The 22,527-nt window shown below is 36.3% G+C and carries 23 protein-coding genes; 1 reads left to right on the top strand and 22 read right to left on the bottom strand.

Annotation, left to right across the window (positions count from 1 at the left end):
* The first annotated feature begins 25 nt into the window (after positions 1-25).
* On the top strand, positions 26-460 hold the full coding sequence (locus NST60_RS13320) for a YwpF family protein (RefSeq protein ID WP_016204811.1): 435 nt from the start codon (positions 26-28) through the stop codon (positions 458-460).
* Positions 461-617: 157 nt separating this feature from the next.
* Here the strand turns inward: NST60_RS13320 and NST60_RS13315 are convergent, their stop codons facing one another.
* The 22 genes from NST60_RS13315 to NST60_RS13210 all read right to left on the bottom strand — a co-directional run bounded on the left by NST60_RS13315 (position 618) and on the right by NST60_RS13210 (position 22,309).
* A complete protein-coding gene (locus NST60_RS13315) occupies positions 618-914 on the bottom strand; it encodes a hypothetical protein (protein WP_016204810.1) in 297 nt (98 codons plus the stop codon).
* 194 nt (positions 915-1,108) lie between these two features.
* Positions 1,109-1,546 (bottom strand): 3-hydroxyacyl-ACP dehydratase FabZ, encoded by a 438-nt coding sequence (gene fabZ, locus NST60_RS13310; RefSeq protein ID WP_016204809.1) that lies wholly within the window; start codon positions 1,544-1,546, stop codon positions 1,109-1,111.
* A 234-nt stretch (positions 1,547-1,780) separates the two neighbouring features.
* Positions 1,781-2,068 carry a DNA-directed RNA polymerase subunit beta gene (locus NST60_RS13305; RefSeq protein WP_224427357.1) on the bottom strand — a complete coding sequence of 96 codons (288 nt, stop codon included), beginning with the start codon at positions 2,066-2,068 and terminating at the stop codon, positions 1,781-1,783.
* A gap of 11 nt (positions 2,069-2,079) precedes the next feature.
* A complete protein-coding gene (locus NST60_RS13300; RefSeq protein WP_016204807.1) occupies positions 2,080-2,907 on the bottom strand; it encodes a flagellar hook-basal body protein in 828 nt (275 codons plus the stop codon).
* A gap of 37 nt (positions 2,908-2,944) precedes the next feature.
* Positions 2,945-3,760 (bottom strand): flagellar hook-basal body protein, encoded by an 816-nt coding sequence (locus tag NST60_RS13295; protein WP_016204806.1) that lies wholly within the window; start codon positions 3,758-3,760, stop codon positions 2,945-2,947.
* Between the two features lie 511 nt (positions 3,761-4,271).
* Positions 4,272-5,273 carry a rod shape-determining protein gene (locus tag NST60_RS13290; protein WP_016204805.1) on the bottom strand — a complete coding sequence of 334 codons (1,002 nt, stop codon included), beginning with the start codon at positions 5,271-5,273 and terminating at the stop codon, positions 4,272-4,274.
* A 727-nt stretch (positions 5,274-6,000) separates the two neighbouring features.
* Positions 6,001-6,273, bottom strand: coding sequence for a sporulation transcriptional regulator SpoIIID (spoIIID, locus tag NST60_RS13285; protein ID WP_016204804.1), 273 nt, complete (start codon positions 6,271-6,273; stop codon positions 6,001-6,003).
* Between the two features lie 894 nt (positions 6,274-7,167).
* Positions 7,168-8,013 carry a M23 family metallopeptidase gene (locus NST60_RS13280; RefSeq protein ID WP_101729846.1) on the bottom strand — a complete coding sequence of 282 codons (846 nt, stop codon included), beginning with the start codon at positions 8,011-8,013 and terminating at the stop codon, positions 7,168-7,170.
* Positions 8,014-8,463: 450 nt separating this feature from the next.
* Positions 8,464-9,477, bottom strand: a complete 1,014-nt coding sequence (gene spoIID, locus NST60_RS13275; protein WP_212117928.1) for a stage II sporulation protein D — start codon at positions 9,475-9,477, stop codon at positions 8,464-8,466.
* Between the two features lie 344 nt (positions 9,478-9,821).
* Positions 9,822-11,129 carry a UDP-N-acetylglucosamine 1-carboxyvinyltransferase gene (gene murA, locus NST60_RS13270; protein WP_016204800.1) on the bottom strand — a complete coding sequence of 436 codons (1,308 nt, stop codon included), beginning with the start codon at positions 11,127-11,129 and terminating at the stop codon, positions 9,822-9,824.
* Positions 11,130-11,162: 33 nt separating this feature from the next.
* The gene (locus NST60_RS13265) at positions 11,163-11,912 is read right to left on the bottom strand and encodes a YwmB family TATA-box binding protein (RefSeq protein WP_016204799.1); all 750 of its coding nucleotides are present in this window, start codon (positions 11,910-11,912) and stop codon (positions 11,163-11,165) included.
* 202 nt (positions 11,913-12,114) lie between these two features.
* The gene (locus NST60_RS13260; RefSeq protein ID WP_341098942.1) at positions 12,115-12,351 is read right to left on the bottom strand and encodes a DUF1146 family protein; all 237 of its coding nucleotides are present in this window, start codon (positions 12,349-12,351) and stop codon (positions 12,115-12,117) included.
* A 409-nt stretch (positions 12,352-12,760) separates the two neighbouring features.
* The gene (locus tag NST60_RS13255; RefSeq protein WP_016204797.1) at positions 12,761-13,168 is read right to left on the bottom strand and encodes a F0F1 ATP synthase subunit epsilon; all 408 of its coding nucleotides are present in this window, start codon (positions 13,166-13,168) and stop codon (positions 12,761-12,763) included.
* A 20-nt stretch (positions 13,169-13,188) separates the two neighbouring features.
* Positions 13,189-14,604, bottom strand: a complete 1,416-nt coding sequence (gene atpD, locus NST60_RS13250; RefSeq protein ID WP_016204796.1) for a F0F1 ATP synthase subunit beta — start codon at positions 14,602-14,604, stop codon at positions 13,189-13,191.
* A 73-nt stretch (positions 14,605-14,677) separates the two neighbouring features.
* The gene (atpG, locus tag NST60_RS13245) at positions 14,678-15,538 is read right to left on the bottom strand and encodes an ATP synthase F1 subunit gamma (protein WP_016204795.1); all 861 of its coding nucleotides are present in this window, start codon (positions 15,536-15,538) and stop codon (positions 14,678-14,680) included.
* 33 nt (positions 15,539-15,571) lie between these two features.
* Positions 15,572-17,080: a F0F1 ATP synthase subunit alpha gene (gene atpA, locus NST60_RS13240; RefSeq protein ID WP_016204794.1), complete on the bottom strand. Its 1,509-nt coding sequence runs from the start codon at positions 17,078-17,080 to the stop codon at positions 15,572-15,574.
* A gap of 26 nt (positions 17,081-17,106) precedes the next feature.
* Positions 17,107-17,643, bottom strand: coding sequence for a F0F1 ATP synthase subunit delta (locus NST60_RS13235; protein WP_016204793.1), 537 nt, complete (start codon positions 17,641-17,643; stop codon positions 17,107-17,109).
* Positions 17,640-18,158, bottom strand: a complete 519-nt coding sequence (locus NST60_RS13230) for a F0F1 ATP synthase subunit B (protein ID WP_224427359.1) — start codon at positions 18,156-18,158, stop codon at positions 17,640-17,642. Before NST60_RS13230 ends, NST60_RS13235 begins: the two co-directional genes overlap by 4 nt.
* A 234-nt stretch (positions 18,159-18,392) precedes the next feature.
* On the bottom strand, positions 18,393-18,599 hold the full coding sequence (gene atpE / locus NST60_RS13225) for a F0F1 ATP synthase subunit C (protein WP_016204791.1): 207 nt from the start codon (positions 18,597-18,599) through the stop codon (positions 18,393-18,395).
* 66 nt (positions 18,600-18,665) lie between these two features.
* Positions 18,666-19,379, bottom strand: a complete 714-nt coding sequence (atpB, locus tag NST60_RS13220; RefSeq protein WP_016204790.1) for a F0F1 ATP synthase subunit A — start codon at positions 19,377-19,379, stop codon at positions 18,666-18,668.
* A 2-nt stretch (positions 19,380-19,381) separates the two neighbouring features.
* On the bottom strand, positions 19,382-19,777 hold the full coding sequence (locus NST60_RS13215) for an ATP synthase subunit I (RefSeq protein WP_016204789.1): 396 nt from the start codon (positions 19,775-19,777) through the stop codon (positions 19,382-19,384).
* Between the two features lie 324 nt (positions 19,778-20,101).
* A complete protein-coding gene (locus NST60_RS13210) occupies positions 20,102-22,309 on the bottom strand; it encodes a S8 family serine peptidase (RefSeq protein WP_235678878.1) in 2,208 nt (735 codons plus the stop codon).
* Between the last annotated feature and the right edge of the window lie 218 nt (positions 22,310-22,527).

The following is a 22,527-nucleotide window of genomic DNA, read 5'->3' as shown; positions in this document are numbered from 1 at the left end:
AGAATTTGCCCGGGGAGGGATTATAGTGAAAACCTTTAAGCTAATTTCTTTACAGATTCTAACGAAGGAAAAGCTCATACCAATTACATTAATGGATGGATTGATTATAAATAAAGAAGATGATTATAATCATTGGCTAATTGAAGTCTATACAGATTTATCGTCTATCGACTTTCTTGAAGAATCTTTTCAAAAAAAGGAAGAATTGCTTGTCCAAGCCGTTATTACCAAAAAGGCAAATGATCCCGCTCCCTTTGAAGTAATGATTCTGTCTATCCAAAAATTTGGTGACAAAGCAAGTATCCTTTTAGAAGGAACTTTAAAAAGAGATAGAAAAGACTATGCTGAATTGCTGCTCCAATATTTAATCGAAGAAGGTTATGAAGGGAAAAATTTATCCAGTAAATTTACCGAACTGATGCAAAGCAAACCACAGACGTTTTTGGAGAAGAAATTATAAGGGAAAACACAAACGTTTCGTAATAAATCAGGATGTTATTATGGGATGACCAACAAGGCTTCTTACATGAAGAAAGAATCCCCATGCTGTCAGACGTTAAGGAAGGCAAATCCCCCTTCTTCCAATAAGAAAGGGGATCTATAATGGTGAGCCTTTTTTATTCGTCTACATCGTCTTTATCATTAGCATCATCTTTATCTTCGATCATATCTTCACCAGGATCGTTATCATCCGTAGTTGGATCTAGATCATCATCTGTATTCTCATCTGGTACATCTGGTGCGTTGTCGTTATCCAAATCGGTATCTGGAACAACGTCATCATTATCTAAATCATTATCTTCGATTGTCGTATCATCATCCGGTGCTGGACTTTGATCGTCATTGTCACCACATGCCGTTAAAAGCATGGCAGATAACGCCGAAATACCTAATAACTTTATCCATTTAGTCATTCGTTTTACCCCTTTTCTTAAATAAGTATCATAAAGACCATTAATTGGTCAGTAATTAGGTTATCCAAGAAAAGAAAATTATTACGCATTGTTCGCTAATTCCAATAATAAGCAAAATTGTTAAACAAGAAAACAAAAAAAAGAAGGAATGTTTGTATAATCCCAACATGCACTTCCTTCTTCCATTCCTATTATTATGCTTCTGTTTTATCGCCTAAAGCAAACATGATTTCTGCTTCACAAGCAATTTCTCCATCAACAGTCGCTACACATTTTCCTTTGCCAAAGTTTCCACGCACTCTTGTCATTTCCACTTCAAGACGTAGTTGGTCACCAGGATACACTTGCTTTTTAAAACGGCAGCTATCGACTCCAGCAAAGAATGCGAGTCTCCCTTTATTTTCTTCTTTAATCAGCATAGCAACCGCTCCAACCTGCGCTAATGCTTCTACGATTAATACACCTGGCATAACAGGATACTCGGGAAAATGGCCATTAAAATACTCTTCATTTGCAGACACATTTTTAATGCCGACTGCCCTTTTGCCTTCTTCCACTTCCAAAATTCTATCTACTAATAAAAATGGATATCGATGAGGAATAATTTCTTTAATTTGATTAATATCTAACATTTTTGTGACCTCCTACTAATATGTGGTTATATACCATTGTACTAAAAAAAGCTATAAAAAAGGAAGGAATATCCCTTCTCTTTTAAAATGTTTTTACAGAACATAAACCAAGTGCTCCATAGACTTCTTTTTTTTCGAGCAATTTTTCAGATTATGCTTATGCTATCTACACTTCCATTATTCCCCAACAAAAAAAAGGGAATATGTAGTTATTTTTACAAATCCCCTTCTTGTTTACTCTTCATTTATTAAATTGCTGATATGCGCCCACGTTTCATTTTTGAAGGTATCGTTAACTCTTCCATCTCCCATTACACTATACCCTACAATCGCTCCAGCTAGAACACTGACAGCCATTATTAAAATAATGACAATGATGCGTAGCCAGATAGGAAACAGACGAACTCTAATCTTTCGCTTAGGAGAAGCCATTTCTTCTGTATTCTGCTTTTCTTTTTGTTCTTCTTTAAATTCTTCCCTTGTCTTAACCATTTCCTGACTACTGCTATTTAATGCCATCATTATTCTCCTTCTTAACGTATTCCATTCACTAATCCCATCATCTGATCTGCTAAAGAGATGGATCTGGACTGAAATTGATAGGAGCGCTGTGTAGCAATCAGATTAACCATTTCTTTGCTTATATCCACATTGGATTGCTCCAATGCATTCTGTTTCATCGCAATCTCGCTTCTTCTCGCACCGTTTAAATCCATAATTGCTTCATTTTCGTCAGCCATATCTGAAAGTCGGTATAAATTGTCCCCTGTTTTTTCAAGGCTTTGTGGATTATTGGCATACGAGATCCCTAAATTAATGGTTTCCTGACCTCCATTATTAAACTGAACGGTTAAAGTACCAGTTGATGAAAAAATATAATCCTTAACATTATTATTTAATAAAATTGGGTTATTATTCTCATCAAGGATTGCATGCCCTTCTTTTGTCACGAGCATATTCTCATTATCAGAAACAGGAGATAAGTACATCGCTCCGTCTCTTGTGTAACGAACTTCTGTTATACCGCCGTCTTGCACTAGTACTCGATATAATTGCCCTTCTTTTGTCAAGGCTGTATCTAATACCCTATCAGAGGCTTGAATCGATCCTTGTGTCATCACTAATTGTGTTTGAGCAAGTTTAGCGCCTACTCCTTGTCGGATTCCATTTGGAGTCAGACGATTGACTTCCTGAGTCTCATCCTTCTGATTGTTAAATTGCTGAAAAAGCATATCAGTAAACGTCCCATTTTGCTTTTTATAACCAGTAGTATCAACATTAGCCATATTATTACTGATAAGATCCATTTGCTTTTGTAATTGTGTCAAAGTATTACTAGCGGTTATCATCGTTCTATTCATAGCAATCCCCCTTTACTTTTATCTAATGGAAATGGGTTTATATCTTACCGATTTCATTTGCTGCTTGATCCATACTCTTATCATAAGCCTGTAATATTTTTTGATTTGCTTCAAATGCTCGATAGGCTGTCATCATATCTGTCATCGTTTGCGCTGTATCTACATTTGAGTTTTCTAAAAATCCTTGCCTCACTTGGAAATTAACTTGATTATTTGCATAAGCACTTTGGAGAACTGCTCCGTCCTGTGCTCGATACAAACCATCGCCTTCTTTCACAAGCTGTTCTGGTGTATCTGTATAGCTAATCCCAAGGCGATAAGCTTCTCCATTACCACTTGTAATTACACCGTCAGAGGTAACGCTAAAATCCGTACTTGTTAATTGTATTCGCTCATTATTTTCATCCAAAACATATAAACCACTAGCCGTTGTTAAATATCCTTGTCCATCTAAAGTAAAGTTTCCATTTCTGGAGTAAGCTGCTTCTCCATTTGCATTTTGGATGGTAAAAAATAATCCGCCACCAGCATTAGTCCCATTCCCTGGAACATTTACATTTAAAAGTGCTAAATCTGTTTTTAATTCTGTTTGATTAAGGTCACCCTGAGTAAACTTTGGTATAGCTTCCTGCATATAGACTCCTGTTGCCAAATAGCCTACTTGCTCTTTTTCAACAGCGCCAACCCCATTTTTCCTAACACTCTGCTGCAATAATTCAGGGAAAGCTCTCATGGATGATTGATCTGCTTTAAAACCTGGTGTCGTGCTATTAGCCATATTATTAGAAAGCATTTCGGTTTTGCGTTGCTGTGCAAGCATACCGGAAGCTGCTGTATAGAACCCTTTAAACATAACTGTCTCCAATCTATACAAATTTTCGATTCAAACATATATATTCTATTATAAAAAAAATATTCAAATATTACATTAAATTTTGTTGAAAAAAGTCTAAAAATGTTTTATATTCACTATTTATTATATCGGCTTTCCTTTAAAACAATCTACTGGTAGATATAGGGGAAATTCTTGAAGTCACTGAAAAACTGGCCAGCTAAGATCATTTACCGTACCCACTTTTTAATCTTAGATGTTGAATATGTTTTACTTTCAAATATGCTTCCTCCCCCTTTTTATTTTAAAAAACTTTAAGGGATTTTTTCAAGATATTCTATAGAACGAAGGAGTTACATGTCTTTCTCTCTATTCAGCTCATCAACACATAAAAAAATCGGAACAAGAAAAAATTTTCTTAAGTTCCGATTTTTTGGTTTAAGACTTATATGAACGGGTATGAAATAACTAGATTTCATTTTCCTATGCATAAACAAGTAGCTTTGTACTTGTTTATGCTCCCCCATTTTATTTAGCTTAATTTCCTTTTTGCGATACGATCAATGTTATCCAGCATCATCCCTGTACCGATTGCCACACAATCCATAGGATTTTCAGCTACCAACACTGGAACCTTTAGTTCATCTGCTAATAGTAAATCAATCCCGTGAAGTAATGCACCGCCTCCAGTTAAAATAACCCCACGATCGATAATATCTGCTGACAGCTCAGGAGGTGTTCTTTCTAAGACACTTTTTGCAGCTTGTACAATAACAGATACTGATTCTCTCAATGCTTGTTCAATTTCATCCGAATAAACCGTTATAGTTCTTGGAAGGCCCGAAACCATATCGCGTCCGCGGATATCCATTTCTTCTTTTCTTGATCCAGAGAAAACAGTTCCAATATTGATTTTTATATTCTCAGCAGTACGTTCCCCAATTAGTAGCTTATACCTGCGTTTAATGTACTGTAGAATTTCATTATCAAATTTATCTCCAGCCATTTTAATACTGGAAGAAGTAACAATATCCCCCATTGATAGCACTGCTACGTCTGTTGTACCGCCACCAATATCAACAACCATATTTCCGCTTGGCTGGAAAATATCCATTCCTGCACCGATAGCTGCTACTTTTGGTTCTTCTTCTAAATAGATTTTCTTTCCACCACTTTTTTCCGCTGCTTCTTTAATTGCTTTTTGTTCTACACTCGTAATATTCGTAGGACAGCAAATAAGAATTCTCGGCTTAGATAAAAATCCTTTTACATTTAATTTATTGATGAAATGCTTCAACATTGCTTCTGTCACATCAAAATCAGCGATTACGCCGTCTTTCAATGGGCGGATAGCTACAATGTTTCCAGGCGTACGTCCAACCATACGACGCGCTTCTTCTCCAACTGCTAATACTCTTCCTGTATTGCGATCTAATGCCACAACAGAAGGTTCATTTAAAACAATTCCTTTTCCTTTAACATGAATGAGAACATTTGCTGTTCCTAAGTCAATACCAATATCTCTAGCAAACATGATATACGCTCCTCCTTCGTCTTTAGCTTGTCATTTTTTTCATTTTTCATTTCATTTTCCTTATAGAGACAAAGAGCTGGCTTTCACACTATATGTAACGATATCCTCATACTTAAGTTTCATTAAATGACGTAGAACAAAAAACATTTGTCTAGAACGTCTTCTATTCATACAGCTTATAGCGCTTTTCTCTAAACACGCCACCAAATATTTACATCGCTTAAATATGTCTTTCTTATCGCTCTATATTAAATCAACCATTTTTCCCTTTTTGCAAAGTGAATTATGTATGTTTTTAGGTTAAAATTTGTATGTTTTTTTCTCTATCTATTTAAACCACTCTAATTTTTTATTTTATCATACGGATGCAGAAATAAGTAACTTTTTGTCAAAAAAATGCGTTTTTTTTCACAAAATAGACTGTCCAAACACCCTTTAGGAGAAAAAGGATTTTTCAGTCTGTTTCTGTTTTCCTTGCAAAAGAAAAAGGACATTGATCCCAAAGTCCTTTGAAGCTATTATGTACCCTTTATTAGCATTCCTAATGAAGCCTTTTTTATACAAACTCTTTTTCTCTATCGATGGAGTCGCCTCCATCGATAGACTGTGGTAACTCCATGTTTCTGAACTTTCCTTTCTGTTAAAAAAATCTTCAGGACAATTTTGGATAAATCACTATCCCATCATGTTTTCTCTCTAATGATGACAAAGCTTGCCCCGTTCTTTCTTACTGTACAGTTTCCCCTTCAAGCTCTTCCTTTTTATACTTCATTTTTGTTGCTTCCCCACCGCGTAGATGTCTAATAGATTTATGATAATCAAGGATCTCCTTCACTTCATTTGCTAAATCTGGGTTAATTTCAGGAAGTCTTTCTGTTAAATCTTTATGGACTGTACTTTTGGATACGCCAAACTCTTTCGCTATTACGCGAACCGTTTTTCTCGTCTCCACGATATACTTTCCAATCTTGATAGTTCTCTCTTTGATGTAATCGTGCACACCACTCGCCCTCCCTAAATTGGATGTGAGAAGTGTGAAATGAGACTCGCTCTTCGCTTCATCGAAATTCTTCATCCCGCACGTTTCCTTTCCTGCAAAATACTTTTCTTCATGCGGCAGAAAGTCAAAGGCTTTCTGTTCTTATAATGATTAAACATGTCCTCAACTACATATCCATTTTCTTTTAAACGACCCCTCACTCCAAACTTCCTCTTTGTAAGGTTTGTAACATTTTATTAGCTTGGGTAAGACTTTATGCAGAAAAATATGAATAGGGACAAGGTTTGTCTAAATTTTTTTATTATTCCTTTGATTTTCAACGAGTTTTATAGCTATTTTTTCTATTATGTAAGCTAATTGGAATGAAGTTAACGAAGTTGTAGGAAAAATCTCTTGGTGGAAAGTAAGCTTTTAAGGAGAAATTTCACAGTGAAAATCCTCAGGGATGGAAGTTTTCTTAATAAAGATTATTCAATAAAGTTGGAACATTGATTTTTGTTGGAGTCGTAGGCATATATCGGAAATTAATGATTAATAGAGGGTAAATTATTTCCCGAGAAATTTGTCATTTTCTGTTTCTGAGGGTTTATTTTTTTATGAGCCATTTACTAATAGATAAATTACACTATTACTTATAACCTATTTTCATTTATTTAGTTTTCATTACTACTAAAGGGAATGCGATTTTATTTCAAAATTTTCTTTTTCTAAAAATTGCTGCTCGTCTTCCTTCGACATTTCCCAGGCTTACAATGCCTTTTTTCGAGGAAAAAATAAAGGTTGCTATCAAGTAGCTATTACTTCGCATAAACTTTATTTCATGCTTTGTATTAGCTATTAATAGCAACCTTTTATTATCTGTAACAGCTAGGAATATACCCAGTCTGCTTTCTATTAAGCGTTTGGATCAGTTGATGTAGAACCTTCTGCATCTTCATCCTGATTAGAGTTTGAACCATTTTCTAATGAGTTATCTGTTGGCATTTCTTCTTCAGAAGTGCTTGATTCTTCTACTTCTGATCCAGCCTCTGACGTAGCACCAGAAGTATCATCACTTTGTAGAGCACTTAATGGCTTGCCAAAATAATCAATTGGGTTCACAGCTACATTATCTTTTCTTACTTCAAAGTGAACATGAACACTTGCATCTTGATTCAACTTACTTTTACCAGCAGTAGCTAATGGCTGACCTTTTTTAACTTCATCGCCTACTTCTACTTGAAAATCTTTCACAGATTGATAATATGTTTTAATTCCATTTTCATGGTCAATTTCAATCGTATTTCCTAATAGAGAATCTTCTGCTACTTTCGTAACAGTACCACTAAGGGCAGCTACCACTTCAAATTCACTATCGTCTTCGCGTTTTAAATCGATACCTGTATTTGGTTGATATTGATTATTATAAAACACTAATGATTCGGCCTGTTTTTCTTTACTAGCCGTATTGTCGTAAAATTCCTTTTGTGTAATAAACGAATCTTCCTCTATTACTGGCCATGCAAAATTTTCAAATTCTTTTGCTACTGGTTCTGCAGGTTCATCTGTTTGTTTCGTTGGCATATCAGCGTTATCATATTTATACTTATCTGTTTCTGATGCGCTATTTTGATACCAAAGGACACCTGTTAGAATAATAGCTGCACTTGCGATATAAATGGCTGGAAATGCCCAACGCTTTTTGAAAAAGCTTTTTACTTTTGACTTTGGAGAAGTACGTTTGTTTTCTTCCTCTCTCATTTTATCATCACCTCAGCAATCATTCTGAACAGATAATGATAAATATATACCTACCTGCTAAAAAATTTTTTTAGACTTATTTTTCGACAAAGTTCTTTTTTCTATACATGGAAAAGGAAATTTTTTATTGATGGCTAAAAAGCAAGTCTCGGAATAGAGACTTGCTTGGGTTTGGCTGATATATTTTTGTTTTGGCTGATTTCCGCGCTGCTTTGGCTGATATTTTCTTATTTTGGCTGATTTCCGCGCTGCTTTGGCTGATATTTTCTTATTTTGGCCGATTTCCGCGCTGCTTTGGCTGATATTTTCTTATTTTGGCTGATTTCCGCGCTGCTTTGGCTGATATTTTCTTATTTTGGCTGATTTCCACGCTGCTTTGGCTGATATATTCTTATTTTGGCTGATTTCCGCGCTGCTTTGGCTGATATTTTCTTATTTTGGCTGATTTCCTTATTTCTGAGCTGTATATTTCGCTAGCATATCATCTGATGCTGTTACTTCTACGCCTTTGTAATAGTATTTTACGATTTCTTCATAGTTTTTTCCGTTGGCTGCCATTCCGTTTGCACCATATTGGCTCATTCCTACTCCATGGCCGTAACCCTTTGTGGCAATATAAACGGTATTTCCCTTACGTTCCATTGTAAAATCAGTTGATTTTAGATTTAACTTCTCCCGAATATCTATTCCTGATATCTCTTTTCCGTTTATTTTTGCACTTGCAATTCGCTTTCCTTTTGTGTATTTAACATCTTCTAATACTTCACTGCCAGATGCTAGCGTAACACCTAAACTTTTTTCGAAATCCTTAACGGGCATTGTAACTTCTCCTTTAAACTTGGGTGAATTGACATCCCATGGACTTTCAACACTTTGTAAATAGGAGATAGAATTAGCCCAAACATCATCTGAGTTTTCCGTATATCCGTTGCTTGTGGAGAAGAATGTGGCATCAATAGGTGTACCCTCATACGTTAAAATTTGCCCCTTTGTAGCCGCTACAGCTTCTTCAATCTTCGTTATATTCTTTTGCCAGTCATAACCGGCATTCTCCCAAATTTTCTTTAGCTCGTCGCGATTGTTATATACTTGATAGTTAATGGTATCGCCTACTAAAGCTCCATCGGGTAAATCTGTTTTTTCTTGACTCGTCATTCTTTTTACAATATATGTTCTTGCTGTTAAGGCTTGTGCTTTTAATGCTTCCAATTCAAATTTTGCTGGCATCTCTGAGGCAACAACCCCAACTACATAGTCTTCTAAGTCTAATTTCTCTACTTCCTGCTTATTTTCCCGATAGACTGCCACTTCAATAGCAGGCTCTGACACTTCGGCAGATTCCGTATTAATCTTTGCCTCTTCCTTTTTATCCTGAATAGAGGGCAGAACAAGGATTGTTGGAACAAGTAAAGTGATGGCAAACAGAATAGCTCCTAGTACGATGAAAGGTTTGATTTTAATCATGAATTAAAGCCTCCATAAGATAGAAATAAGATCTTCAAAATTGTCTCTAAAACATTCTTATGGAGGTGGACAAGCTTTTATTCCTTATTTTTCTGTTGAAATATACAGGTTTTAACAAAAAAAATGGTTCTAAATATCTCGTTTGTGCATACTATTTTAGCAATCCTGTTATTTAAACACCACATGTTATTTCCTCTATTATATAACATCTAAACGTATTCATGTTTTCAACAGTAATGACTTATTTTTTTAAAATAATTTTTCATTATATGTATAATTTTGCCCATAAAAAAACAAACTTTATTTATCTGTACATAATCGATAAATAAAGTTTGCCCTTTGTATTATGCATTTAAATCCGCAACATAACTTGCAGTTAATGTTAATTCGCTTTCTTCCGTAATTCTTTCGATATCAGCGCCTAAAGCAGCTAGTTTTTCATGGAAATTTACATAACCACGATCTAAGTGCTTTAGCTCTGTAACACGCGTAATACCATCTGCTACAAGTCCAGATAAAATCAAAGCAGCAGCAGCGCGTAAATCAGTAGCAGCTACTTCTGCACCTTGCAGATTGGTTGGTCCGTTCATTACAACAGAGCGGCCTTCAATTTTCACGTCGCCATTCATACGTCTAAATTCTTCTACATGCATAAAGCGGTTTTCAAAAACAGTTTCTGTAATCATACTTGTGCCTTTTGCACGAAGAAGTAATGCCATCATTTGAGATTGCATATCTGTTGGGAAACCTGGATGAGGCATTGTTTTAATGTCTACAGCTTTTAAATTTTCTGCACTAATTACACGAATTCCATCTTCCTCTTCTTTAAAGACAACACCCATTTCTTCCATCTTGGCAATTAAGGAAGATAAATGTTCTGGAACAGCACCTTGTACTAGTACATTTCCATTCGTAATAGCGGCAGCAATTAAGAAAGTGCCAGCTTCAATTCTGTCTGGAATAATAACATGTTCTGTACCATGCAGAACATCAACACCTTCGATTCGAATTGTTCCTGTACCTGCACCTCTTACTTTTGCTCCCATTTTATTTAGGAAGTTAGCTAAGTCCACTATTTCTGGTTCTTTTGCTACGTTTTCGATAACAGTTGTACCTACTGCTAATGAAGCAGCCATCATAATATTTTCTGTAGCACCTACACTTGGGAAATCAAGATAGATTTTTGCTCCTTTTAAGCGTCCATCTACAGATGCTTCGATAAATCCATTACCAACCTGAACCTTTGCTCCCATTGCTTCGAAACCTTTTAGATGCTGATCAATTGGTCTTGAACCAATTGCACAACCTCCAGGTAATGCTACTCTTGCATGACCATTTCTTGCTAACAAAGATCCCATTACTAAAACAGATGCTCGCATTTTTCTAACATATTCAAATGGTGCTTCCACACTTAATTCTTTCGATGCGTCAACAGTTACTTCTCCATTTTCAAAATGTACGTCTGCATTCAAATATCGTAATACTTCATTAATCGTATATACATCTGAAAGAGTCGGAACTGATTTAATTATACTTTTACCATCACTTGCTAATAATGTAGCGGCGATCACAGGCAAAACGGCATTTTTTGCGCCTTCTACTTTAACCGTACCATTTAACCTTTTTCCGCCGCGGACGATGATTTTATCCAAAGTCTATTCCCCTCCGCGTCCAATATCTCTATATTAATATTCAATCGTTATGATGGGTGTGCCAACTACAAAGGTAGTTTTTCCTCCCATATCTTGTGTTCTCAATCCTATTTGTACGTTCATTTCCTTTTCACTATTATCAATTCGTTCTTCAAATAAGGGCGTATAAGCGGAGGTGGATATAAAATCATCCTCTTCCAACGCCTCTACTTTTTTTGCTTGAAATGCATTTAGCAAATGGTTAACTTTATAAGGCAAAGTCTCATTCATCTTATCACTGAATTCGCCTTTAATACAAGAGAAAATTGTTGGTTTCCCACGAAATATGTCAGAAATTTTTTTGTTAATTTCCATATCTAACCTTTTCATTTCTGTATCCTCTAACTTCTTCCCTCTCACCTCATACATAATATATGTTTGAACGGCGTCAGTGGTTAAAGAAGTCGTTAAGATTATACTTTCTTCCATTTTGCTACTGGATTGTAACACCATCTTTGCTTGCCAGCTTTGGTGGTTTTTCGTTTCTACCCAGTCACTATTTGGGAAAACTTTGCTTAATTTTGACTGATATGCTTTTGCATCTTTTATGCTTGTAACATTTTCCAGCCTTTCTCTTGCATGCAGAGACCATTCATTTATTGTTACGTTTTCTTGTTTTTGTAAAATTTCATTTATTGTTATTAAATCAGATTTCGTTCTCGCGATAGTGATGTTATTCCCAAATGTAAGACAAGCCAAACCAATCAAAAAGGTTATTATTATTAACGTTTTATTTATCTTCATTGTTATTCCTCCCCCATACTACCATTGTTTCCAAGGAGAAGAATTGCATACTAATGATTAATCGTCACTTTTTGACATGAATAAAACGTTGATCAAGGAACAAACTATTTAAGCACACAAATTGAATTTTACTGAAAAAAAGTAGCAATGAAAACATGTATGAAGACCTATCTTTGTAATTAATTATTTCTTGTTTTGGTAATTACTTCAATAATAATGGTAATTGTTGTGACCAAATTAAGTAGTCGAGTAAAAAATTACTGACAATTGATCCCATTATTACTGCTAGCAATACATACAGTACTCTTGCTTGAAAAACTCGGTTCTTTCGAAGGAATTTCTCAAAATTTAGGGACTGTAATGCCCACCACGAAAGAGCAATAAAAACGATATGTATTAAAATACTCAGTAATGCTTGTTGTCCAAAAGCTTCTACCATTTTTTCCTCCTATCTAGCCTTCTGTTTCAACTCTTATTTGACGTATTGACCTATCAAAAAGTTTCACTTTAATTTATTATTTTTTCATTCTATAAAATGAATATTAATAACCCCTATCAAAAAATGATAAGAGGAATTTTAAAAGCAAGAACAATTCCGGATATTATCTACACTTCGCATACCGTCGCCTATGCTTAAGTCTCCTTTGGTTCCAAAGACTAACCCCCGCGGCGTTAATCTCTCACTGCTGGTTATAGGACCAATGCGGGGGAGGTTTAACACAACCAATCTAACCGCCTTGACTTTCTGCAGATTGAGCAAGTGGTTACTGCATGTTAAGAGTGAAGTTATCCTTCATACTTTTTTTAAAAAATTTCATCACACTAAAAAAGCCCCCATAGGGACTTTTTTAGTATTTTTTCTCAACAATGGATATACGATTCATTGCACGTTGAAGAGCAAGTTCTGCACGTCTAAAGTCTACATGCTCCGACTTCTGGGCATGTAACCTTTGTTCCGCACGCTCCTTAGCACGTAAGGCACGATCATAATCAATTTCTTCCGCTAATTCAGCAGATTGAGCAAGTACTGTCACCTGATCTGGGCGAACTTCTAAAATTCCACCATTCACCGATAGATATTCAGAATCTGAACCTTTTTTCAAATGAACAGCTCCTATTTTAAGTGGGGCAACCATCGGAATATGGCCTGCTAAAATGCCAAGCTCTCCACTTTCTGCTTTTGCGATCACCATATCTACATCTGATTCATGCACCGGGCCATCAGGAGTTACTACATTGACTTTAATCGTCTTCATTACTACCCCTCCTGATTAGTTTATACTTCTACACCCATAGATTTCGCTTTTTCTATAGCTTCCTCAATACGTCCAACTAAACGGAACGCATCTTCTGGAAGGTGATCATATTTGCCATCAAGAATATCTTTAAATCCTTTTACGGTTTCTTTTACAGGTACATAAGATCCTTTTTGACCTGTAAATTGCTCAGCAACGTGGAAGTTTTGAGATAGGAAGAATTGGATTCTTCTTGCACGATGAACGATTAATTTATCTTCATCATTTAACTCGTCCATACCTAGGATACTGATGATATCTTGAAGTTCTCTATAACGTTGTAATGTAGATTGCACGTTTCTTGCTACCTGATAATGCTCTTCCCCTACGATTTCTGGTGAAAGGGCACGAGAAGTAGAAGCAAGTGGATCTACTGCTGGATAAATACCCATCTCTGTTAATTTACGCTCAAGGTTTGTTGTTGCATCCAAGTGAGCAAATGTTGTAGCTGGCGCTGGATCTGTATAGTCATCCGCCGGTACATAGATTGCTTGGATAGATGTTACAGAACCTACATTCGTTGATGTGATACGTTCTTGTAGTCTACCCATTTCCGTTGCTAATGTCGGCTGGTAACCAACCGCTGATGGCATACGGCCAAGTAATGCAGAAACCTCAGAACCAGCTTGCGTAAAGCGGAAAATATTGTCAATGAAGAAAAGAACGTCTTGTCCTTGTTCATCACGGAAATATTCAGCCATTGTTAATCCTGTTAAGGCAACACGCATACGAGCACCTGGTGGCTCATTCATTTGTCCGAATACCATTGCTGTTTTCTTAATAACGCCAGAATCCGTCATTTCATGGTAAAGGTCATTTCCTTCACGTGTACGTTCCCCAACACCCGCGAATACAGAAATACCACCATGCTCTTGAGCGATGTTATTAATTAATTCCTGAATTAAAACCGTTTTACCTACACCGGCTCCACCGAATAGACCAATTTTACCACCTTTAATATATGGAGCTAATAAGTCTACTACTTTAATACCAGTTTCTAAAATTTCCACTTGTGTTGATAATTGTTCGAACTTAGGAGCTTCTCTGTGAATAGAATCACGTCTAGCACTTGCTGGGATTTCTGGATCTAAATCTATTGTTTCTCCTAATACATTAAATACACGACCTAAAGTCACATCTCCGACAGGTACAGAAATAGATTTTCCATTATCTATTACCTCTGCGCCTCTTGTAACGCCATCTGTAGAAGACATCGCAATAGCTCGAATTGTGTTATCACCTAAGTGAAGGGCCACTTCAAGTGTTAATTCTACGTTAGAAGTGCTATTTGGACCTTGAACAACTCGTAATGCGTTGTTAATGTCAGGCAGACTTCCTCCATCGAACTTCACGTCAACAACTGGTCCCATAACTTGAAGAACTCGTCCTGTGCTCATTTATTTCCCTCCTAAACTTTCTTAAAGCAGGCTCTGCTAAAACTTTAAAGTCTAGCAGAACTTATTTATCTCATTATTCTAAGGCTGCAGCTCCACCAACGATTTCCGTAATTTCTTGTGTAATAGCTGCTTGTCTTGCACGGTTATATTGTAAACTTAGATTACCTATTAATTCTTTCGCATTATCAGTAGAATTTTTCATCGCTGTCATACGTGCAGAATGCTCACTTGCTTTACTATCTAGTAAAGCACCGTATAGTAGACTCTCTGCATATTGTGGTAATAGAACATCGAGAATTTCTTCTGCTGATGGTTCGAACTCATAAGATGTTAATGTAGTATTCGTAGCATCCATTTCTGTTAACGGAAGAACCTTCTTCTCTACTACATCCTGTTGAATAGCACTTACATAATGACTGTAATAAACATAAAGTTCATCGAAAGTACCATCATCAAACATGCCTACAGCTTTGCTTGTTACATCTTTAATATCTAGGAAATCTGGTAAATCTGGTATACCAACAACATCCAAAATGACATTATGTCCTTGTTTTAATAGGAAGTCTCTCCCTATTCTTCCAATAACAATAATGGCATACTCATCTTTAGATTGATGCCGCTCATTTATCGTTTGATTCAATTTTCTAAGTACGTTACTGTTGTAGGCTCCCGCCAATCCACGTTCTGAAGTAATAACAAGATAACATGTTTTTTTCACAGGACGTGATTGAAGCATTGGATGGCTAACGCCTGAGCTTCCCAGTGCGACAGAATGTGTCACTTCTTCCATTTTAGACATATACGGAATAAATGCTTTAACATTAATAACCGCTCTGTTCATTTTAGCCGAATACACCATTTGCATGGCTTTTGTAATCTGACTAGTCTTTTTTGTTGAGTCAATACGAGCTTTTATATCACGTAAAGATGCCAAAGATTCTCACCACCAATCTTTAAGTTTGCCTTCTTATTCAGAAGCTACAAACGTTTTTTTGAAATCATTAATTGCTGCTTTCATCTCATCATCAGATGGAAGATCTTTTGTCGTAACAATATGTTCCACCACATTTGTATGATTGTGATCTAGCCAATTTAAGAATTCTTCTTCGAAACGTCTAATATCCACAACAGGAATATCATCTAAATGACCACGTGTTAGTGCATATAGAATCGCAACTTGTTTTTCAACTTTTAACGGTCTATTAAGATCTTGTTTCAATACCTCTACTGTACGAGCACCACGATTTAATTTATCTTGTGTCGCTTTATCTAAATCAGAACCAAATTGAGCAAATGATTCAAGCTCACGGAATGATGCAAGGTCAAGACGTAATGTTCCCGCAACCTTTTTCATTGCCTTGATTTGCGCAGAACCACCAACACGAGAAACGGATAAACCGGCATTTATTGCTGGACGCACCCCAGAGAAGAATAGATCAGATTGTAAGAAAATTTGTCCATCTGTAATCGAAATTACATTTGTTGGAATATAAGCAGAAACGTCTCCAGCTTGCGTTTCAATAAATGGAAGAGCAGTAATAGATCCTCCACCTTTTGCATCACTTAATTTTGCAGCACGCTCAAGTAGACGAGAATGCAAGTAGAAAACATCCCCTGGATAAGCTTCACGACCTGGAGGACGACGTAGTAATAGAGACAATTCGCGATAAGCAGATGCTTGTTTTGTTAAATCATCATATACGATTAAAACGTGTTTGCCTTCATACATAAACTCTTCACCCATTGCTACACCTGCATATGGAGCTAAGTATAGTAGTGGCGCTGGTTGAGAAGCAGATGCTGTTACAACGATTGTGTATTCTAATGCACCATTTTTACGAAGTGTTTCAACAGCGTTACGTACGGTAGATTCTTTTTGTCCGATTGCTACATAGATACATACCATATCTTGGTCCGCTTGGTTAAGAATTGTGTCGATCGCAACAGATGTTTTACCTGTTTGACGGTCACCGATAATTAATTCACGTTGACCACGACCGATTGGCACTAGTGCGTCAATTGCTTTAATCCCTGTTTGAAGTGGCTCACTTACGGATTTACGATCCATAACGCCAGGTGCTAAAAATTCGATTGGACGTGTTTTTGTTGTATTAATTGCACCAAGTCCATCTACTGGTTGACCTAGAGGGTTTACTACGCGTCCGATTAGCGCATCCCCTACTGGAACTTCCATGATTCTTCCAGTACGACGAACTTCATCGCCTTCACGAATATCTGTGTAAGGACCAAGAATAATGATACCTACATTACTTTCTTCTAGGTTTTGTGCTAAGCCCATTACCCCATTAGAAAATTCAACAAGTTCTCCAGCCATACAGTTATCTAGGCCATGTACACGAGCAATACCATCACCAATATTAATTACTGTACCAACTTCGCTTACTTGAACTTCCGATTGGTAACTTTCAATTTGCTTTTTTATAAGAGCACTGATTTCTTCCGCTTTGATGCTCATGCGTTTCACCCCTATCTAAAGAATTACTATCCTAATAATTGTCGTTGTAGACGGTTTAGCTTCCCTTGAAGACTACCATCATATATTTGATTACCGATTCTTACCTTAATTCCACCTAATAGGTTAGAATCAATGATATTTTCAATATTTAGCGATATTTTCCCAACTTTTGCAGCGAATGTAGCTGAAATAGCTCTTTTCTCATCGTCTGTTAACGGTTTGATTGAATATACTTTTGCATCTGCAATCCCTTTTGCTTCATTAACTAGTGCTATAAATTGATCACATATACTAGTAATCATCTCTTCCCGATGGCGATCAATCAATAGCATTAAAAGGTTTTGAATATACTCGCTTGCAGAAGCAAATGCTACTTTCACCATTTCTTTTTTCTTTTCTAATGAAATATTAGGAGATTGGAGAAATGTATGAATTTCAGGTGAAGAGGTTACTAGTGTTCTCACTACTCGCACTTCTTCATCCAACTGATCGATCTGTCCGTTTTCTTTGGCGATTTGGAAAAGGGCTAAAGCATAACGCTTTGCAACACCTGTATCCATCATCGTTTCTCGCCTACCTCTTGAATGTAATCATGAATTAACTTTTCTTGGTCTTGCTCATTTAATTCTTTTTCGATCACTTTAGAAGCGATTAAAACAGAAAGAGAAGAAACCTGATCGCGAATCGTAGCAACAGCTTTTTCTTTTTGCTGTTCGATTTCTACTAGAGCAGAATTTTTAATACGGTCTGCATCTTTTCTAGCATCGTCAATGATCGTTTCTCGTTGAGCGTCAGCCTGCTGTTTTGCTCTATCAATTAACTCTTGTGCGTCATTACGTGCTTCTTTCAATAACGCTCTTTGTTCTTCTAATAGCTTTGCAGCTTCATGTCTACTTTTCTCTGCATTATCTATTTCATTTGCAACAAATTCCTCACGATCCTTCATCATTTTCATTAAAGGACCCCATGCGAATTTTTTAATTGCCCACAACAATAATAAGAATGATACTAATTGAACGATTACATCACCGCCCGCGAAATTCATTGCGGCACCTATTACTAATCCATTTGTGAACACGCTTGATTCACTCCTTTCAGGTAATGTTTTTATAACATACAGGAAACCTTTATTCGCTTATGGAAAAAAGGTGAATATGCTTATTTATAAAATAATAGGAACAATTTTTAGCTATTAACATACTCATTTGAGCGTACTTTTTTTGTGAATTGTTGGTTTTAAATAAAGGAATGGCGAAGGTTCTTATCGAATGATCTTCGCCATAACTAAGGAATAATTATTATTCTTATTCTATTAAAGAACCATAAATGCGATAACAACCGCCATGATAGGAATCGCCTCTACGAATGCAACCCCGATGAACATTGTTGATTGAAGCATACCTCTTGCTTCTGGTTGACGAGCAATCCCTTCTACTGTACGAGAAACGATTAAACCGTTACCTAAACCTGCACCTAGTGCTGCTAAACCAATTGCTATTGCTGCTGCTAATGAACCCATTATTAAAATCCTCCCTAAATTGTAATTATTATAAAGTTTGTCCAATTTCTGAACTGGGTATATATATTAATGGTCTTGACTTACTTTATGAGCCATGTAAACCATTGTTAATAAGGTGAAAATAAATGCTTGGATACTACCAATAAAAATGGAGAATCCTTGCCATACCATTGTTAATGGGAAGGCTGCGATTGTACCTAAAACATTTGTTTTTGCTAAACCATTTACTAGTAAGTTTAGTAGAACCTCACCCGCAAAAATGTTTCCGTATAAACGAAGACCAAGTGTGAGCGTATTAGAAAATTCCTCCACTACTTTTAATGGTAATAAAAACCCTACCGGTTGAACATACTCCTTAAAGTATCCTTTTGTACCACGCATTTTGACACCGTAGTAATGAGTTAAACCGACTACCATGATTGCTAATGTGAGGGTTACCGCAGGATCGGCAGTTGGTGATTTCCACCAAAGCTGATGGTCTACTGTAATAGCAAAAGGTAAACCTAACATATTGGAAATAAAGATGTACATAAGAAGAGTGATTCCTAATACGTGGAATCTTCCGCCATCTTTCCAATCCATGTTATTTTTAATAATATTACGGACAAAGTCCATAATCCACTCCATCAAATTTTGTCGGCCAGTTGGCTTCATTTGAAGATTTCGAGTGAGAAAAAACGCAATTAAGAAAACTATTAAACTTGATACAACAATCATTAAAACATTGGAATAGTTAAAATATAGTCCAAAGTGTTTATAAATTGGTGCTTCATGATGCAATATTACTCACCTCTTTTCTCACCATTCTTATGTAAAATAAAATAACGCACTAAATAATCTGCCATAATGACAATATAAGCTGTCATCAATCCAATTACAACACTTATTAAGTGAACTTTTTGTGGATATTCTACGGCAATTAAGCAAACTATTACTGCTGTAGCCATTCGGGAAATCGTTCCTAAACCATAAACTTTCCCTTCATCTTCAATGGCTTTATCAAATACCTTTGCTCTTCTAACCAGTAAGGTGAGATTGAATACACTGGCACTTGTCCCAACGAATAAACCAAGAAAAACAGATTGATAGGGGGTGAGCGCCCAAGCAAATGCACAAAATGATAAAAAGAAATAAAGGTATTTTTTGACCCTCATATATATCTCAAATAATTGTTCCAATTCTCTATCCTCCTTTATTTTCAGGGCAACACTCTAAACCCGCGAAAAATAAAGCGAAGCAGAGAAAAAGCACATTCCTTTTGTATCATTTTCGGGCATTTTGCGTTCCTATTTACCCTCCAGTTTTGAAGATAAATATAACATTCTTTTCGTCCGCCCCTTAACACTATTAACACTATATCTGTGTTAAAATCTTGATACTCCGCGGGTGAAAACCTATTCATACCCCTTGTAAGCATACAATAGGGTATTGTCAATGTCAATGCATTTAAATACAAAAAAAAAAATTCATTGCTCACCATTTAACAATCTCTTTCTTATAGCTTATTTTATTTTTAATATTTTTTCAAGCATGTCCTCTTTCCCGGCTTTCTTCGCAAAAATTTTCATTCGATAGGTACCCGCTTTGTCCATATTCGTTATATTAAATTCACCTTTTAATCTACCTCTCTTTACTTCTTTTTTCCAATCTAAAAACCGCACAAATTGCAAAGTATCATTCCTAAAAAGAGCGATTCCAAATTCTTCTGCCCCAGTCGGTAAATAAGTCTCATATTCATAGCTGTCATCTCCAGATTTTTTTAGAAAATCAAAACCCATAATTCGTGGATAATCCGGCTCTTCCAATACATATAAATATGGCAACTCAATTAAATGTCTACCAGCTCTTACCTTAATTATACCATCTTGCAGTTTATCAGTGAAAAGGTTATCATCAATATTCATTATAATTGGGACATTTTTCTTTTGCCCTGGTTTCAATGTAAACGGCATAGGCAATCTCCAACTAACCCCTCGCTTTCCTTTTGGAAAATCAAAGGATACTTTCTCCATCGTTTTACCGACATTTTTTATCGTAATATATGCTTTATATTGGTTTTCTTCTTTTACTAATTTATATTTACCAAAGCGAATGCTTCCTGGCATAACTAGAATATTTGCATCTATCGCTTTATCCACTTGAATTCGGCCAGCTCCCTGTTCATACACTTTATATGTCACATTTTGTCTATTTTTGACTGGTTTTGCCGTATTCATTAAAGCTGCTTTCACTTCATCTGGACCCCAGTCTGGATGAGCTTCTAACAATAAAGCACATGCTCCAGCAACAAAAGGAGCCGCCATACTAGTTCCTTGCAACGCCATATATCCTTCAGGTACTGTGCTATTTATCACAACCCCAGGCGCAAGAACATCTGGTTTGATATCCCATGTACTAGTAACAGGTCCTCTCGAGCTAAACTCTGCTAGTATATCTTTTTCCCACTTTTTTTCTATTGTTAAATATATTTTTTTCTTTTGAACAGACTCCTTTATAAATTCTCCCTCTTCCCTTGTAATTCCTGCTACTGGTATCGGCACTTCCTTTTCTAACATCCCTTGAAATGCCCCTGCCACATTGTTGAATATTAATACGCCAACAGCTCCAGCTTCATAGGCATTCTGAACTTTTTCCGTAAACGTCAGTTCCCCTCTTTCTATTAACACGAGTTTCCCTTTTACATTTGTTAATTGATCCATCTTGCCTAACCCACCATTCACTAATGGAATGGATCCCATTTCCGCCCATTCCTTACTATTCTCCATATTTGTTAGGGCTATTTTTTTTTCATTTATTGTAAAAAAAGGAGTATTTATGTTTGGCGTAGTAGCTCCAACGGAAATAGCCTTAGTGGCTGTTCCAGGAGAGCCCACTGTCCATTCTGCGGGACCAGCGTTTCCTGCCGCCGCAACTGCAATTATCCCCTTCTTCACCACTTCGTTTAGAGCAAGACTAATTGGCAAATCAGGACCATTCACGTCACTACCTAATGACAAGTTAATGATATCCATCTTATCTCGGACAGCCCTATCAATCGCTGCTAAAATTTGCTCCGTTGTTCCAGCCCCACCAGGACCTAGTGCTCTATACGCATAAACAGTAGCATTCGGAGCAACTCCTTTCATTTTTCCATCGGCTGCAATAATTCCCGCAACATGGGTACCATGAAAAGTGTCCTTATTTCCTAACCCGTTCGTTTCCATCGGGTCCTTGTCCTTATCAACAAAATCATAGCCACCCTTATAATTCTTTTGCAAATCAGGATGTCGATAATCTATTCCAGTATCTATTACCCCTACTTTGATTCCTTTCCCGCTTAAATGTTCAAGGGATTTCCCTAAGTAATTTCTTATTTCATCTGCTCCGATAATTTCAACCGGATTTTCCGCTTCTGTCATATAGGTTTGAACTTTTGAAACTTGACTCACTCGTTCACTTCGTTCTATTTTTTCTAGTTCACGCACTGGTCCTTCTACAGAAAAACCACTAAACACTTCCTTAAAAATATATCTTTTTTCTAAATGAGGAAAGTCCTTTAAAAGTTGGTCAATTTCCTGTTCGGTATAATTCGTTTTTGTATGTACTATAACGGTTTGAATCTCATTTGGATCTTGTGCGGGAAGCTTTGGAATGTTTAAGGATACTGCCATGGCCGAATGAGGTACTAACAATAGAAGTAAGAGGAATATTCTAAGCATTTTTTTTAGCATACCAATCGCCCCCTGCAAATCATTATGCTTTTTATTTTGACCGCAAGTTGTTATTTTATGTATTTGACATTAGAGATTGGAATTATTCAAGTGTGACTTTTATCACACATACAAATGTGAATATTTTATGTTTATTGATCACTTTTTCATAAACAAAAGAAACCACTATATCTTTGCCATTTATCTATATTAATTTTTAGACGATAGATTAAAAAATG

The sequence above is a fragment of the Niallia sp. FSL W8-1348 genome, from assembly GCF_038006745.1.
GTDB classification, from domain to species: Bacteria; Bacillota; Bacilli; order Bacillales; family Cytobacillaceae; genus Niallia; species Niallia alba.
This window is presented reverse-complemented; position numbering and strand designations above follow the sequence as displayed.

Excerpts from the sequence above, each read along its gene's own strand:
- NST60_RS13300 (WP_016204807.1), bottom strand. The coding sequence starts at position 2,907 with ATGAATAGAACGATGATAACCGCTAGTAATACTTTGACACAATTACAA.
- NST60_RS13280 (WP_101729846.1), bottom strand. The coding sequence starts at position 8,013 with ATGAGAGAGGAAGAAAACAAACGTACTTCTCCAAAGTCAAAAGTAAAA.
- NST60_RS13295 (WP_016204806.1), bottom strand. The coding sequence starts at position 3,760 with ATGTTTAAAGGGTTCTATACAGCAGCTTCCGGTATGCTTGCACAGCAA.
- atpE (WP_016204791.1), bottom strand. The coding sequence starts at position 18,599 with ATGGGTTCATTAGCAGCAGCAATAGCAATTGGTTTAGCAGCACTAGGT.
- fabZ (WP_016204809.1), bottom strand. The coding sequence starts at position 1,546 with ATGTTAGATATTAATCAAATTAAAGAAATTATTCCTCATCGATATCCA.
- atpA (WP_016204794.1), bottom strand. The coding sequence starts at position 17,080 with ATGAGCATCAAAGCGGAAGAAATCAGTGCTCTTATAAAAAAGCAAATT.
- NST60_RS13210 (WP_235678878.1), bottom strand. The coding sequence starts at position 22,309 with ATGCTAAAAAAAATGCTTAGAATATTCCTCTTACTTCTATTGTTAGTA.
- NST60_RS13265 (WP_016204799.1), bottom strand. The coding sequence starts at position 11,912 with ATGAAGATAAATAAAACGTTAATAATAATAACCTTTTTGATTGGTTTG.
- atpD (WP_016204796.1), bottom strand. The coding sequence starts at position 14,604 with ATGAGCACAGGACGAGTTCTTCAAGTTATGGGACCAGTTGTTGACGTG.
- NST60_RS13235 (WP_016204793.1), bottom strand. The coding sequence starts at position 17,643 with ATGATGGATACAGGTGTTGCAAAGCGTTATGCTTTAGCCCTTTTCCAA.
- NST60_RS13315 (WP_016204810.1), bottom strand. The coding sequence starts at position 914 with ATGACTAAATGGATAAAGTTATTAGGTATTTCGGCGTTATCTGCCATG.
- NST60_RS13290 (WP_016204805.1), bottom strand. The coding sequence starts at position 5,273 with ATGTTTGCTAGAGATATTGGTATTGACTTAGGAACAGCAAATGTTCTC.
- NST60_RS13305 (WP_224427357.1), bottom strand. The coding sequence starts at position 2,068 with ATGATGGCATTAAATAGCAGTAGTCAGGAAATGGTTAAGACAAGGGAA.
- spoIID (WP_212117928.1), bottom strand. The coding sequence starts at position 9,477 with ATGATTAAAATCAAACCTTTCATCGTACTAGGAGCTATTCTGTTTGCC.
- NST60_RS13255 (WP_016204797.1), bottom strand. The coding sequence starts at position 13,168 with ATGAAGACGATTAAAGTCAATGTAGTAACTCCTGATGGCCCGGTGCAT.
- NST60_RS13260 (WP_341098942.1), bottom strand. The coding sequence starts at position 12,351 with ATGGTAGAAGCTTTTGGACAACAAGCATTACTGAGTATTTTAATACAT.